This window comes from Halosimplex carlsbadense 2-9-1, from assembly GCF_000337455.1.
In the GTDB taxonomy this organism is placed as follows: domain Archaea; phylum Halobacteriota; class Halobacteria; order Halobacteriales; family Haloarculaceae; genus Halosimplex; species Halosimplex carlsbadense.
In genome coordinates this window covers 183,966-196,440 of the sequence record NZ_AOIU01000008.1, presented here as the reverse complement: position 1 = coordinate 196,440, position 12,475 = coordinate 183,966, and the positions used below count along the sequence as shown (strand labels likewise).

13 protein-coding genes are annotated in these 12,475 nt (G+C 68.1%); 5 read left to right on the top strand and 8 right to left on the bottom strand.

The window, feature by feature from the left end; genetic code table 11:
• Positions 1-18 precede the first annotated feature (18 nt).
• Positions 19-492 (top strand): DUF6789 family protein, encoded by a 474-nt coding sequence (locus C475_RS03725; protein ID WP_006882430.1) that lies wholly within the window; start codon positions 19-21, stop codon positions 490-492.
• A 16-nt stretch (positions 493-508) separates the two neighbouring features.
• On the opposite strand, the gene C475_RS03720 is transcribed toward C475_RS03725, so the two are convergent.
• The 4 genes from C475_RS03720 to C475_RS03705 all read right to left on the bottom strand — a co-directional run bounded on the left by C475_RS03720 (position 509) and on the right by C475_RS03705 (position 4,339).
• Positions 509-1,570, bottom strand: coding sequence for a dipeptide epimerase (locus C475_RS03720; protein ID WP_006882429.1), 1,062 nt, complete (start codon positions 1,568-1,570; stop codon positions 509-511).
• A gap of 2 nt (positions 1,571-1,572) precedes the next feature.
• Positions 1,573-2,595: a DUF1611 domain-containing protein gene (locus C475_RS03715; RefSeq protein WP_006882428.1), complete on the bottom strand. Its 1,023-nt coding sequence runs from the start codon at positions 2,593-2,595 to the stop codon at positions 1,573-1,575.
• Between the two features lie 376 nt (positions 2,596-2,971).
• A complete protein-coding gene (locus C475_RS03710; protein WP_049930002.1) occupies positions 2,972-3,871 on the bottom strand; it encodes a Vms1/Ankzf1 family peptidyl-tRNA hydrolase in 900 nt (299 codons plus the stop codon).
• A gap of 51 nt (positions 3,872-3,922) precedes the next feature.
• Positions 3,923-4,339 (bottom strand): DUF5802 family protein, encoded by a 417-nt coding sequence (locus C475_RS03705; RefSeq protein WP_006882426.1) that lies wholly within the window; start codon positions 4,337-4,339, stop codon positions 3,923-3,925.
• A gap of 192 nt (positions 4,340-4,531) precedes the next feature.
• Here C475_RS03705 and C475_RS03700 point away from each other — a divergent pair, with 192 nt between their 5' ends.
• Both C475_RS03700 and C475_RS03695 read left to right on the top strand, forming a co-directional pair.
• Entirely contained in the window at positions 4,532-5,257 is a 726-nt protein-coding gene (locus tag C475_RS03700) for a DUF1405 domain-containing protein (RefSeq protein ID WP_006882425.1), read from the top strand.
• An 85-nt stretch (positions 5,258-5,342) separates the two neighbouring features.
• A complete protein-coding gene (locus tag C475_RS03695; RefSeq protein WP_006882424.1) occupies positions 5,343-5,990 on the top strand; it encodes an ArsR/SmtB family transcription factor in 648 nt (215 codons plus the stop codon).
• On the opposite strand, the gene C475_RS24205 is transcribed toward C475_RS03695, so the two are convergent.
• Positions 5,991-6,350 carry a hypothetical protein gene (locus C475_RS24205; protein WP_006882423.1) on the bottom strand — a complete coding sequence of 120 codons (360 nt, stop codon included), beginning with the start codon at positions 6,348-6,350 and terminating at the stop codon, positions 5,991-5,993.
• A gap of 40 nt (positions 6,351-6,390) precedes the next feature.
• Positions 6,391-6,993, bottom strand: coding sequence for a hypothetical protein (locus C475_RS03685; protein ID WP_006882422.1), 603 nt, complete (start codon positions 6,991-6,993; stop codon positions 6,391-6,393).
• Positions 6,994-7,112: 119 nt separating this feature from the next.
• Here C475_RS03685 and C475_RS03680 point away from each other — a divergent pair, with 119 nt between their 5' ends.
• The gene (locus C475_RS03680; protein WP_049930000.1) at positions 7,113-7,961 is read left to right on the top strand and encodes an alpha/beta fold hydrolase; all 849 of its coding nucleotides are present in this window, start codon (positions 7,113-7,115) and stop codon (positions 7,959-7,961) included.
• Between the two features lie 162 nt (positions 7,962-8,123).
• On the opposite strand, the gene C475_RS03675 is transcribed toward C475_RS03680, so the two are convergent.
• Positions 8,124-9,221, bottom strand: a complete 1,098-nt coding sequence (locus tag C475_RS03675; RefSeq protein ID WP_006882420.1) for a halocyanin domain-containing protein — start codon at positions 9,219-9,221, stop codon at positions 8,124-8,126.
• A gap of 162 nt (positions 9,222-9,383) precedes the next feature.
• Between C475_RS03675 and nirK the strand changes: the two genes are divergently transcribed.
• Positions 9,384-10,469, top strand: a complete 1,086-nt coding sequence (gene nirK, locus C475_RS03670) for a copper-containing nitrite reductase (RefSeq protein ID WP_006882419.1) — start codon at positions 9,384-9,386, stop codon at positions 10,467-10,469.
• Between the two features lie 421 nt (positions 10,470-10,890).
• On the opposite strand, the gene C475_RS23735 is transcribed toward nirK, so the two are convergent.
• Entirely contained in the window at positions 10,891-12,384 is a 1,494-nt protein-coding gene (locus tag C475_RS23735) for a hypothetical protein (RefSeq protein ID WP_161625162.1), read from the bottom strand.
• Positions 12,385-12,475 lie beyond the last annotated feature (91 nt).

Sequence of the window (12,475 nt, the reverse complement as noted above, 5' to 3'; positions counted from 1 at the left end):
CCGCGAGTCCACTCGGATATGTCGACAGCGACCGAGGCTGCGACGGAGGAATCGCACGCGAACGACTCCTGGCAGGCCGGCGTGGTCGGGGGGATACTCGGCGCGCTCGGGATGGGCGCACTGGTGGTCGTGATGAACGAGCCGACGATCGCCGTCGCGATCCCGTCGCTGTACGCGCTAGCGCCGCCGCCCAGCGGCGCCGCGGGGCTGTTCGTCCACGCCTCCCACGGCGCCGTGCTGGGCGTGGTCTTCGCCGCCATCGTCGGCGCGCTGGACCTCGATTCGCCCGGCGAGCAGGTCGGCGCGGGCGTCGTCTGGGGCGTCCTGACGTGGGCGGTCCTCGCTGCGCTCGTCATGCCGCTGTGGCTCGGCGCGGTGGGGTCACCGGCGTCGCCGCCGTTCCCGAACTTCGCCGTGCCGTCGCTGCTGTGGCACGCTGTCTACGGACTGGTGCTCGGCGGCGTCTACGCCGCGACCGTCGACCGACTGTAGGCGGCGCTGGGACCGGTCACTCGTCCACCTCGACCGCACCGGTTCCCGACCGGTCGACCGCCGCGAGGTCGATCTCGCCGTCGGACATCGGCACGCCCTCGAAGGGATCAGCATCGAGCAACAGCGAGCCGTCCAGGTCAGCGTAATCGAACAATGGCGCGAGGTGGGCGCTGGCCGCGATGGTGGCGTTCGAGGCGACCATACACCCGATCATCGCCTCGCAGCCGCGGGCCTGGGCGATTTCCGCGACCCGACGCGTCTCCCGCAAGCTCCCGCACTTCTGGAGTTTCGCCACGACGATGTCCACGGCGTCGGCGATGCTGGGTACGTCCGTCGCGCGCTCGACGGACTCGTCGGCCGCGACGGGGACGGCCCCCTGGTCGCGGACCCGACGGAGTCCCGCGATATCGTCGGCAGGGACCGGCTGTTCGACGAACTCGACGCCGTGGCCAGAGAGGGTTTCGGTCTTCGCGACGGCCTCGGCGGGCGTCCAGGCCGCGTTGGCGTCCACGCGGACCGTCGCCTCGGGCGCGCCCTCGCGGACGGCCGCCAGGCGTTCTGCGGTGCGGCCGGCCCCCAGTTTCACCTTGAGGATCGAGTAGCCCTCGTCGACGGCGCGTTCGGCCCAGCGGCGGGTCTCGTCGGGCTCGGCGAGGCCGATCGAGAACGACGACGTGGGCGCCGCGGCGGGGTCGAGCCCCCACTGGCGATAGAGGGGAACGTCGAGGCGTTTCGCGGCCAGGTCGGCCAGCGCGGTGTCGACGGCGGCCCGTGCGGCGGGATTGGCTCCGACGCGCTCCCGTAGCTCGCGGTCGATCCGCTGGCGCACGTGCGGGTCGCCCACCTCCTCGACGACTTCGAGGAGGTCCGGCAGGACGGCCTCGACGGTCGCGGGCGTCTCGCCGTAGTAGGTCGACGGCGCGGCGGCGCCGATACCTTCGTGGGAACCATCGGATACCTGGACGAGGACGTTCTCTGCCGTCTCGGTCGTCCCGCGGGCGATGGTGAACGGGTCCGCCAGCGGGAGGGAAAGGCGTTCGAACTCGGTAGTGAGGTCGGCGTCGGCGCTCGCTGGCATCCTCAGTCCTCCCCGAGGACCGCCGGGAGCAACTCGGCCGCGTCGAAGCGGACGGGGTCAGTCGCGGGCGCGTCGATGGCCTCGGCGTACTCCTCGACCGCGGCGCCGGCCGCGTCGTCGTCGAGTCGCTGGGTGTTCAGCGCCCCGGCGACCACCTCGGCGGGCGCGACGGGCGCGGCCAGCGACTCGTAGAGCGCCGCGTACTCGCCTGGCGGCGGGATCGGGACGTGCTCGTAGCCGTGGACGGCCTCGTGGTCGGCGACGTGACAGAGGACGAGCCGGTCGGGCATCGCCCCGTGGAGGATACTCGTCGTCACGCCCGAGTAGGCGGGGTGAGCGATGGCGCCCTGGCCCTCGACGAAGAGTACATCGAACTCGGCGGCGCGCTCCTCGACCATCCGCTCGACCGCGCCGGCGGCGAAGTCCGAGACGACCCGATCCACGGCGATCCCGTAGTTCTCGACGGCGATTCCGGTCTGGCCGGTTGGGACGACGCCGGCGTCGACCCCGCGGTCGCGGGCCGCCGCCGCGAGTTCGAACGTCGTCGTCATCTTCCCCGACGAGCAGTCGGTGCCCACGGTGAGGACGACTTCGGCGTCGACATCGCTCGCCGTCCCCTCGCTGACGGTCAAGTCGTCGGGCGGCCGGCGCAGGTCGCGGATCGCGGCGTCGCGTTCGTCGGCCAGGTCGGCGAACTCGGGGTCGTCGCCGAGGAAGTAGTGCAGGCCGGCGACCACGTCGGCGCCGCGTTCGAGCGCGCCGCGTACGTCCGGTCGCCACGTCTCATCGAAGCCGCCGCCGATGGGCGCGATCCCGACGACGAGCGCGTCGATCGGCTCCCCGACCGCGTCGATGCCGTCGACGATGGGGGCGTCGGCCGCGTCCGGGACGTGGTCGCGGACGCGCTCGCCGGCGCGGGTTCGGTCCAGCACCGCGACCACCTCGTGGTCGCCGTACTGCAGGATCCCGACGGCGGTCTTCGCCCGGTCGGGGAACCCCTCGTGGGCCAGGATCGCGACACGCATGGATCGGTGTTCGTGCGGGTCGGATTTAATCGCACGGTGGAGGGGGCTTTCTCAGTCCCCGCTCTCAGCACCGCGACCGCAGGCTCGATCATGACCGCGAACAGCGTGAAAGCCCCAGCCTGCTTCGGTCGCGCGCCTTGCTGCGCGCTTCGCTCACTCCGTTCGCTCCAGTGCTTGCTGCGTCGGGCTTCCCGAAGCAGGCTGCCCCTTTCATTCCCGCCCATGTCGGCTGATCGGCCAGTCTGTGCGGGTGGGAATGAAAGGAGCGGGGCTTTCACGCTGTCTGCGGTTGCTGTTGTTCCGTTCGCACTCGGTGCTGTCACGCTGTTCGTGGCCGTGCTGCTCGCGGAAGTTCCGATTTTCACTCCGCCACAGTCTACAACGCTCGCAACCGTACTTGCCAGAACTCCCGGAACGCCTCGTCGAGAGCGGGCTCGGGCTCACCGGAGGCGCTGACCGACGAAACCCCGTCCGCCACCTCTTCGAACTCGTCCAGCACCGTGCGCTCGCCGACGACGTACAGCCGCTCGGTCTCCCGGTCTTCCAGCGCCACCTGGCAGCGCTCGATGTGATTCTCGATCTGCTCGTCGCGCAGCCGTTCGAAGCGGGCCTGCGAGTAGCCGCCCTTGGAGTGCTGGCTCTTCAACTCGGAGTCGAACCCCTGGAACGCCACTCGCTCGTCCCCGTCGTACTCGCCCATGGCGAACAGATCCGAGCGGACGAGGGCGAACGTGAACGAGCCCGTGGGTTCGAACCACGACCGGTCGAACGCGAAGGCGTCGCTCCACTCCGCGAACGGCTCGGGCGGGTTCGGCACGGAGAGACAGCTGTCGACCAGTGCGGCGTCGTCGGTGACGGCGAGACAGGGGGCGGCGCGGCCCACCAGCGCCGCGCGGTCGCCGAAGGCCTCCCGGACGGGTTCGGACAGGTCGTGACCGTCCGGGACGTACGCGGTGAACGCGCCCTCGGGGTCGGTCTCGACCGACTCCAGGCGGTCGAGGACCGCGCGGAGGCGCCCGTCGCGCAGCGTCTCCTCGGCGGCGAACGACCGGTCGGCGCCGGCCTGGCCGTCGCGCAGCCGCTCGACTTCGCCCTCCAACTCGGCGATGCGGTCTTCGAGGCGGTTGACCCGCTCCTCGGCGTCCTGGCGGTCGCTGGCGGCGTCGGCGCGGCGGCGTTGCTCGGCCTCCAGTTGTTGCTCGCGGCTGTCGAGTTCGTCCTCCAACTCCGCGATGCGCTCTTTGAGTTCGGCGCGACCGAGCACCCGGTCTAACATCACCGGATGGGGACGCCGCGTGCGGTTAAAATGCGGGGTCCCAGCGCCGGGTCAGATCCCGGTCGGCCCGCCGAACTCCCCGTCGACGGGGTGGTCGGGGACGGCGTCGTCCATGGCTTCCTCGCTGGTCGGGGTGCCCGCGGCGACCGAGAGCAGTTGCTTGGCGCGCTCGGCCTTGGCGAGGAACACCTCCCGGAGCGAGGGGGGGTTGCGGACGTTCGTCGCTTCGACGAGCGACTCGGGGATGGCGATGGTGTCGGCAGGGACGCGCTCGTCGCCGTAGACGGTGAAGTGTGTGTTCTCCAGTTTCATTACCAGTGGGAGGTCCGTCCGGGAGACCCCCTCGCCCGCGTACAACTGCTGGTTGACCTGCTCGTGCTGGGCGGCGGCGATAGCCGCCGCGTCGCCCTCTCTGGGTTCGACGTAGAGCCGCCCCAGGTAGTAGCCGCTGGAGAACTGTTCGAACATTGCTGTGCGAGTGGATCACAACCATGGCAACGGATAAGTCTTCCCCGGTAGCCTTATACCGGCGTGCTTTCAGACCGCACGACGGGACCGCGGTGGGACCGTGACAGGACCGGTCAGCGGGATGACGGGGGAGGGGCGCGGGTCGTCTACGGCTTCGATACGGCTATGTGGCCGGGGGACTCGGGGTCGTCTATGGACGAGTCGCCGGTCGGCGACGAACGGGCGGAGGGGGGAGCGGCCGGTCGCCACGCCGTGATCCCGCGCCGATGGGCGCGGTACTACCTGGAGAACGCGCCCAGTCTCCTCTGGCTCGTGTTCGCCAACGTCGCGGGCGTGTTCGTCGGCGTGTTCTTCTACCTGGAGACGCTGCCCGAGGTGGACACGCTCGCGTGGCCGGTGTACATGGACTCGCCGGTCGCGACGCTGTTGATGGCGCTGGCGCTGGCCACGCTGCTACCGAACCTCGGCCGCCGACTCGACGCGGCCCCCGCTAACCTCGTACTCGCCTATCTGTACACGATCTCGTTCGTCTGGCTGGTCGAGACCGGGCTGTGGCTCGCGCTCGCGCTGAACCTCCACTTCGGCCTGTACTACCCCGACGTGTGGCGCTACTTCGGGGTGCTGGTCACCCACCTCCTGTTCATTCCCGAGGCGTACCTCCTGCCGCACTTCGGGCGGACCACGCCCGGCGCGCTCGGCCTCGCGCTGGCGCTCGCCCTCGGTAACGACCTCGTCGACTACGGGTTCGGCCTCCACCCGCCGCTGCGCTACGAGACGGGGGCGCTCTTCTCGGCCGGCGGGTTCACCACCTCGGGCGTCGTCCTCGCCGTCGGAAGCGTCGCAACGTCGGTCGTCGCCGTCGGGCTCGCCGCCCGGGCGTTCCCGCGACTGGGGGCCGACGACGCGGCGTCGCGGTGACCGCTCACGGTGCCCGGAACGGTCGCACGACGGCGTCGGGACGGCGGGGAAACGCTTTTCACTCTCTATCGCGAACCTCAGGTGAATGGACTCCGCCGAACTGCTCGACCTGCTGGGCAACGCCAACCGTCGGCGGATCCTCCGGTTGCTCGCGCACAAGCCCTGTTACGTCACGGAGATCAGCGAGTACATCGGCGTGAGCCCGAAAGCGGTCATCGACCACCTCGAACGGCTCGACGAGGCCGGGCTCGTCGAGAGCAGCGTCGACGACCAGCGCCGCAAGTACTTCCGCATCGCGCGCAACCTCCGTCTCGAAGTGACCGTCTCGCCCTACCAGTTCGGCACCAAGAGCGCCTATCCCGGCAGTTCAATCGACGTGACCACCTGCCGGCACATCTCCATCGACGCCGAGGTCCAGGAAGATTCGGACACCGGCGAACTCGCCGCGGAACTCGACCGCCTGCAGGATCTCGATCGCGAACTCTCGCTCGCCCAGCGGTGGGTCCACGGCCGCCTCGCCGAGGTGATGGGCGAGCTGACCGACCAGTTCGAGGGCGAGGACGCCCGGCTGCTCGGGGACGTGGTCTCGGCGCTGGCGACTCGCTCGGGCACCGTCGAGGCGGTGAGCCGCCGCGTCGAGGCGCCGCCAGAGGTCGTCGAGGAGGCCCTCGAACGGCTCGCCGAAGAAGACGTGGCCGAACGCGACGGCGACGAATGGTCGCTACCGGACTGATTACTCCTCGAGGTCGTAGGCTCGTTCGGCGTCGCGTCTGAACTGGTTTCGCTCGACGAGTTCGGGGACCGCCTCCTCGGCGTCGTCGCCGCCGACGGCGAACGCGACTGCGACGAGCGCGACGCCCGCGGCCGCGAGCGCCAGCGAGTCGCTGAGGACGCCGTAGGCGGCGATCCCCAGCGCGACGAGTCCGGCAGCCAGCAGTCGGCCGACCCGGCGTTTGCGACGCTCTCGCTCGTGAGCCGCGACGATCGCCTCGCCCTCCCCGGCCGGGGCCGCGCGGTAGACCGGTGCGTCGTCGGTCTCGTAGCGGAGTACGTCGACGGGCCCGCTCTCGGTGTCTGACTCGCCAGTCACCATCGACCGTATCTGTCGCCTCCGGCGTCGTAAGCGTTCAGGATCAGACCTCGCGGGTGAGCCCGTCGCGCAGGTCGCGGCCGAAGTAGTGGCCGACGACGGCGACGAGGATACCCGTGGTCGCGCCGAGCGCGGCGGTCGGCGCCAGGCCGAGACTCTCGACGGCCGTCAGCGTGAGCACGCCCTGCATCATCGTCGCGACCACGGCGGCGGCCGCGCCGGCCACCGCGACCGGGACGTATCGGCGGGTTCCGCTCATCGCGCCGAGGAGGAACGCACCCAAGAATAGGCCGACCAGGCCGGTGACCGACCCGATGAAGGGGACGGCGCTCCCGACGAACATCCCGCCGATCACGACGACGGCGGCGAGCAGGAACGAGCGCAGCGACGGGACGCTGATCCCGAGACTCGGCCGACCGATCGAGGGCGTGAGCCGCGAGCGCAGGCTCGGCCCCGAGTCGGTGTCGGACGCGGCGCTCGACTCGCTCTCGGCGGGCGACGCGGCCGGCCCGCCGCTCGCGCCGTCCGGCCCGCTCGTCAGCGAATCCACGTCGACGCCGAGTTCGTCGTCGCTGAACCCCACGTCGCCGTCGGAACCGTCGATGTCGCCGAGGTCCTCGACCCGCTCGTCCGTCCGCTCTGACATACCCGACACTCCGGACCGAGGGCCCATGTGCCTTTTCCTCGGGTCGCCCGCGCGGCGACAGAACGGTCGATCGCTTCCGGTGCCCGCACGTTTTTGCGCCCGATCCGCGTAGGAGATACATGCCAGTGGAGACGCACCCGCCGGCCGACTGGACGAGCGGGTACGTGGACGTGGCGGACGGCGTCAGACTGCACTACGACCGCAGCGGCGGATCAGGCCCGCCGCTGCTGGTCGCGCACGGCGTCTTCGACGACGGCCGGTGTCGACTGCCGCTCGCGCGCGATCTCGCCGACGACTACGACGTGATCTGCTACGACGCCCGCGGTCACGGCCACTCCGACGCCCCCGAATCGGGGTACGACGCCGACACGCGCGCCGCCGACCTGATCGGGCTACTCGAAGGGCTCGGCGTCGAAGACCCGACCTACTTCGGGCACTCGATGGGCGGCGATACCGTGCTGGCGGCCGCCGCGCTCGACCCCGGCCGGCCGCGGGCCGTCGTCGCGGTCGACCCCGCCTGCCTACTGGGCCACAACGCCGAGAACCGCGGCGACGAGCGCATGGACGACGCGGAGATCGAGGGGGTCCGCGACCGCATCCTGTGGTGGCAAGACCACAGCAAGGCCCAGCTCCTCGAAGCCGACGACGAACTCGCCGGTCACGTCGCGGCCGGCGACGAGGAGTTGGCGAGCCTGCTCGCCGACGCGCGCCTGCGGGTCAGCCCGAACATCACCGAGGTGTTTTCGAGCGGCTGGGTCGACCCCGAGGAGACCTTCCCCGGGATCGAGGCGCCGACGCTCGTCTTCCGCGCGGACGTGGACGAGGAGGCGCGCGAGCGCGACCGCGAGGCCGTCGACTCGATCCCCGACGGCCGACTGCGACACGTCGACGACGCCGGCCACTGCGTCTTCCGCGACCGCCGCGAGTTCGCGACGGCGGAACTGCGGTCGTTCCTCGCCGAGGTCTGAACGGCGGGCACGCTCGCGGGCACGTTCGGTGACCTGCGCCAGTCGTGGCCGGGTGACGGCGCGACCCCCCAGCGACCGCCGATCGACGCACTATCCGACCGACCGGTAGTCGACGCGTTCGCCGGGATACCCGTCGGCGCTCCGGAAAATCGCTCGTCGTTATCAGTCGGCGGGCTGGCGGGGTCCGCGGTGTCGCCCTTCGTCGTCGTCGTCCGCCCGCTTGCTGGCGACGATCTGGCTGGCGACGAACGGCGCGGCGACGATGGCGCCGGCCAGCCCCCACAGCGAGGTCTTGAAGAGGTCGATCCCCGCGCCGCCGCCGCTCGCCGCGGCGGGATTGCCGACGACGACCGCACCCTTCATCCCCGCCGCCTTGTGCGGCGTACAGGCGTACTTCACGACGCCCTCGCCGTCGAGTTCCAGCGCGTAGGTGTCGCCCTCGGAGCCCTGCATCGGGCTCTCGAAGTCGTGGGTCTCGCCGGCGACGTTGTGCTGACCGCCCTTGCCCGTCCACTCCCAGACGACCGTCGTGCCGGGGTCGACCCGCACCGCCGCGGGCCCGAACGCGAACGGACCGCTGTTGCCCTCGGCGCCCACCTCGATGGTCACCTCGTCCTGGCCGGTCATGTCGACCGTGCCGTCGTAGTTGCCGACGCCGTCGAACCACCCCTCGTAGTCCGGTTCGACGAAGTCGCCGCTCCCGCCGGACCCGCCCGAGCCGCTCCCGCTGGTCTCGTTGCCGCCGCCCCCGCCGGAGGCAGTCGCGGTCGAACTCCCCGAGGAGACGGTCACGTCGGCGTCGCCGACGATGACGGCGCCTTTCATCCCCGACACCTTGTGCGGCGTACAGGCGTACTTCGAGACGCCCTCGCTCTCGAAGGTGTGGCTGAACGTGGCGCCGGCCTCGGTGATCATCTCGCTCTCGTAACTGCCGTCCTCGGCGACGACGTTGTGGGGCGTGCCCTCGCCGGTCCACTCCCAGACGACCGTCGTGCCGGGGTCGACCCGCACCGCCGCGGGCCCGAACGCGAACGGGCCGCTGTTGCCCGAGACGCCGACCTCGACGGTGACCTCGCTCTTGCCCGTCTCGTCGACGACGCCGTCGGCGTTGCCCACGTTCGAGAACCAGTCGGTCAGATCCGTCGACTGGGCCGCGGCCGGCCGCGCACCCGCGGCGGCCAGCCCCCCGACCGTCGCCCCGATAGCGAGGGTCTTCATGGCGTCACGACGCCCCTCGTCGATACCGTCGTCCGTGCTCATACACGACCGTTGCCGCCTTTCTCAAATAACCACCCTCGGGCGTTCCCGGAGACTGGGAACGCCGTCGCTCGGCGACGAACGCGTTCGGCCGGATCCTATCCGGGCGGGAACCCGCGTCCCCCCTTATCCGTGTGGTTAACTCACATCCGAATGTACCCGGCCATGACCCCCAAATCCACCCGTCGAACGTTCCTGAAGACCGGCGCCGCGGCGGGCGCCGCGGCCGTCGCCGGCTGCGCCGGCGAGATCCCCGACGACAGGGTCACCGTCACCGAGGTCGACAGCGAACCCCGGTCGCTCGACGCCCCGAAGGCGCCGACGGTCGACCGGGTCGCCGCCGATCCGACGGCGATCCCCGACCCGATCGACCGGTCGGAACCGGCGACCGTCGAGGCGGAACTCACCACGCGGGAGGTGACCGCCGAGATCGAACCGGGGGTCACCTTCGAGTACATGACCTTCGACGAGCGGATCCCCGGCCCGATGATCCGCGCCCGCGTCGGCGACACGGTCGACCTGACGATCACGAACGCCGAGGGCAACCGGATGCCCCACAACGTCGACCTGCACGCGGTGCGAGGCCCCGGCGGCGGCGCCGAGGCCACGAACGTCGCCCCCGGTGAGACCGAGCGCGTCCGCTTCGAGGTCACCTACCCCGGCGCGTTCATCTACCACTGCGCCGTCGCCAACATGGACTACCACATCTCCTCGGGGATGTTCGGCATCATCCTCGTCGAGCCCGAGGACGGCCTCCCCGAGGTCGACCGCGAGTTCTACCTCGGCCAGCACGAGGTGTACACCGACGGCGAGACCGGCCAGGAGGGCCACCACACCTTCGACATGGGCGCGATGGCCCGCGAGGAGCCCACCTACGTCCTGATCAACGGCGAGAAGTACGCCATCACGCCGGACAACTACGCCGAGATGGCCGCCGAGACGGGCGAGACGGCGCGGGTGTACTACTGCGTCGGCGGCCCGAACCTCGCCAGCTCCTTCCACCCCATCGGGAGCGTCTGGGACGAGGTCTACCCGCAGGGCGGGCTGGGAGGGAGGCCCCAGCGGAACATCCAGACCACGCCCGTCCAGCCCGGCTCGACTGCCATCGCCACGATGCACTACCCCGTCCCCGGCCCGATCAAGCTCGTCGACCACGCCCTCTCGCGGGTCGCCCGCAAGGGCGCGATGGCCGTCATCGACGTGCAGGGCGAGGAGAACACCGAGATCTTCGACCCGAACCCCGAGGCCTGAGAGTCGACGGGGCGGGTCACAGGCGTTCCTGCCGGTCACGGTTCGGCGGGCGTCGTCTGTCCGGCCTGATGCACGATGCCGTCCGGTTCGGTGTGCGAACAGCCTACTGCAGGTCCTGATAGACATTTTATATATTCTCGGAGTTGTGCAAGATAGAGCGCGCTTGTCCGACAGGATAACTGATCGGGCCGTCCAATACAGGCCATCGTGCGACGAGCCCACTCCAGCCAGTTCGTAATCTCGCGAACTCGGTACTTCGAGTGTGGGTCTAATACTACTGTCTCGCCCTTGTCGGCAACACCCTTTTGATAGTCTCTCTCTCTATCAGTATCTGCACCCGAGCAGCTTTCTGTGTGTGACACTGGATCGATGATTTTCTGAGAATGCGGACTCGCGAACTTCGTGGGGGATCGACTCGTGATCAGCTAGAGCTCTGTTGTCGAAAAATGAATATCAGACCAATCAACGCAAGTATCACAGCTACAGGTGTGAATCCGGGTCCAGTCGCGCCGGTTGTTGGTAGTTCGGTGTCTTCTGGTGTGAACTCAGTCGCCGTTGCCACTTCGGCTTGAGTGGCAGTCTCGGTTGGAGCCGGAGCAGCAGTCTCGGTCGGAGTGGGTTCGATGGTCTCGGTCGGAGTGGGTTCGATGGTCTCGGTTAGAGTGGATCCGGCGGTCTTGGTTGGTGTGGAGGTGGCAGTCTCAGTCGGAGTGGGTGCGGCGGTTTCGGTCGGAGTGGGTGCGGCAGTTTCGGTCGGAGTGGGTGCGGCAGTCTCGGTCGGAGTGGGTGCGGCGGTTTCGGTAGGGGTTGGTGTAGCAGTCTCAGTCGGGGTGGGTGCGGCGGTTTCGGTCGGAGTGGAGGTAGCAGCTTCTCCGTCATCGGAAGAATCAGATTCTTCCGAACTGTCCGTCTCTGTGCCTTTCACTGACTCGTCGGCGACTACAGTGAAATTAGAGAATCCAGGAGTGTTCCCGGTCACTGTTACTGTAGTGCTGTTCTCGCCCAGAACGCTCGTCGGAATCTCTTCGTAATCACCAGCAGATTCGTTATATCTGACGAGTCTGAGCGACTCTGCAGGGTTATCGAATTTCGATTTGTCGAGTGTCACATTCACGTTGGCGTCTGAATCGGGATCAGGCGGGATAATACCGACCGTATCCAACGTTGTATCTTCTGTTGAGACGTTTTCGACATCTGAAGTCATGTTCGCAAAGTCTTCTTCACCAGTCGGCGGTAGACCTCCTTTGACGTTGACGCGCAACTGACCGCTACTGATACTTTCTTTAAATTGGATTTCGATTTCGTCGACCGACTGATTCTCCTTCTCGGTTGCTAAACGAATCGCGACTTTCCGGACATCCTGATTTACAGGCCTGTACTGCGGCGTGCTACTAACCACTACTGGCCTCGTGACCGTATCATTCGCAGTTTCGAGCCGATGGTAGTACACCCCGATGCTGTTGTTGCCGTGTCCTGCGATGGCTCCCTCTATTTCTTCGTCTTCGCTGAGTGTGACAAACTGGCCGACGGTGGGTGTCCCTCTGATTCCGTTGGAGCCTATCGACACCGTCTTATTAACTATTAGTTCCGATGAATTGAATTTCCCATCTTGGTTGTGGTCAAAATAGTATTTCACCTGTTGAGTCCCCGCATCGGGAGAGTAGTTTGCTATGGGGGCTGAGATACTGAGACCGGACACATAGCTGTCCTCGATCCTGTTTTTCACGACGTTTCCTACCCCGTCGACCGCCTGTGATCCCTGTGCGTTAAACGCGCTAATCTGGAAGTTTCCTGCTCCATTCGTCGCCGTATTGCCCGCTGCTGCTGCTGTCCCTGGGACGCCGGTGAAAACAGTGCCCAGAAGCATACACGAGATAACCAAAGATTTCAATTTGGTGTTGGGTCCCTTCTCCATGATGGCTCGCGGGTACAGGCTCGGTTGCTATTATTCTTGGGACACACGGATACTGAATCTCAATACCCGAAATACTGCAATCGGGTAGCCT

Excerpts from the sequence above, each read along its gene's own strand:
- C475_RS23735 (WP_161625162.1), bottom strand. The coding sequence starts at position 12,384 with ATGGAGAAGGGACCCAACACCAAATTGAAATCTTTGGTTATCTCGTGT.
- C475_RS03715 (WP_006882428.1), bottom strand. The coding sequence starts at position 2,595 with ATGCGTGTCGCGATCCTGGCCCACGAGGGGTTCCCCGACCGGGCGAAG.
- C475_RS03720 (WP_006882429.1), bottom strand. The coding sequence starts at position 1,570 with ATGCCAGCGAGCGCCGACGCCGACCTCACTACCGAGTTCGAACGCCTT.
- C475_RS03705 (WP_006882426.1), bottom strand. The coding sequence starts at position 4,339 with ATGTTCGAACAGTTCTCCAGCGGCTACTACCTGGGGCGGCTCTACGTC.
- C475_RS03725 (WP_006882430.1), top strand. The coding sequence starts at position 19 with ATGTCGACAGCGACCGAGGCTGCGACGGAGGAATCGCACGCGAACGAC.
- C475_RS03710 (WP_049930002.1), bottom strand. The coding sequence starts at position 3,871 with ATGTTAGACCGGGTGCTCGGTCGCGCCGAACTCAAAGAGCGCATCGCG.
- C475_RS03695 (WP_006882424.1), top strand. The coding sequence starts at position 5,343 with ATGGACTCCGCCGAACTGCTCGACCTGCTGGGCAACGCCAACCGTCGG.
- C475_RS03685 (WP_006882422.1), bottom strand. The coding sequence starts at position 6,993 with ATGTCAGAGCGGACGGACGAGCGGGTCGAGGACCTCGGCGACATCGAC.
- C475_RS03680 (WP_049930000.1), top strand. The coding sequence starts at position 7,113 with ATGCCAGTGGAGACGCACCCGCCGGCCGACTGGACGAGCGGGTACGTG.
- C475_RS03675 (WP_006882420.1), bottom strand. The coding sequence starts at position 9,221 with ATGAGCACGGACGACGGTATCGACGAGGGGCGTCGTGACGCCATGAAG.
- C475_RS24205 (WP_006882423.1), bottom strand. The coding sequence starts at position 6,350 with ATGGTGACTGGCGAGTCAGACACCGAGAGCGGGCCCGTCGACGTACTC.
- C475_RS03700 (WP_006882425.1), top strand. The coding sequence starts at position 4,532 with ATGGACGAGTCGCCGGTCGGCGACGAACGGGCGGAGGGGGGAGCGGCC.
- nirK (WP_006882419.1), top strand. The coding sequence starts at position 9,384 with ATGACCCCCAAATCCACCCGTCGAACGTTCCTGAAGACCGGCGCCGCG.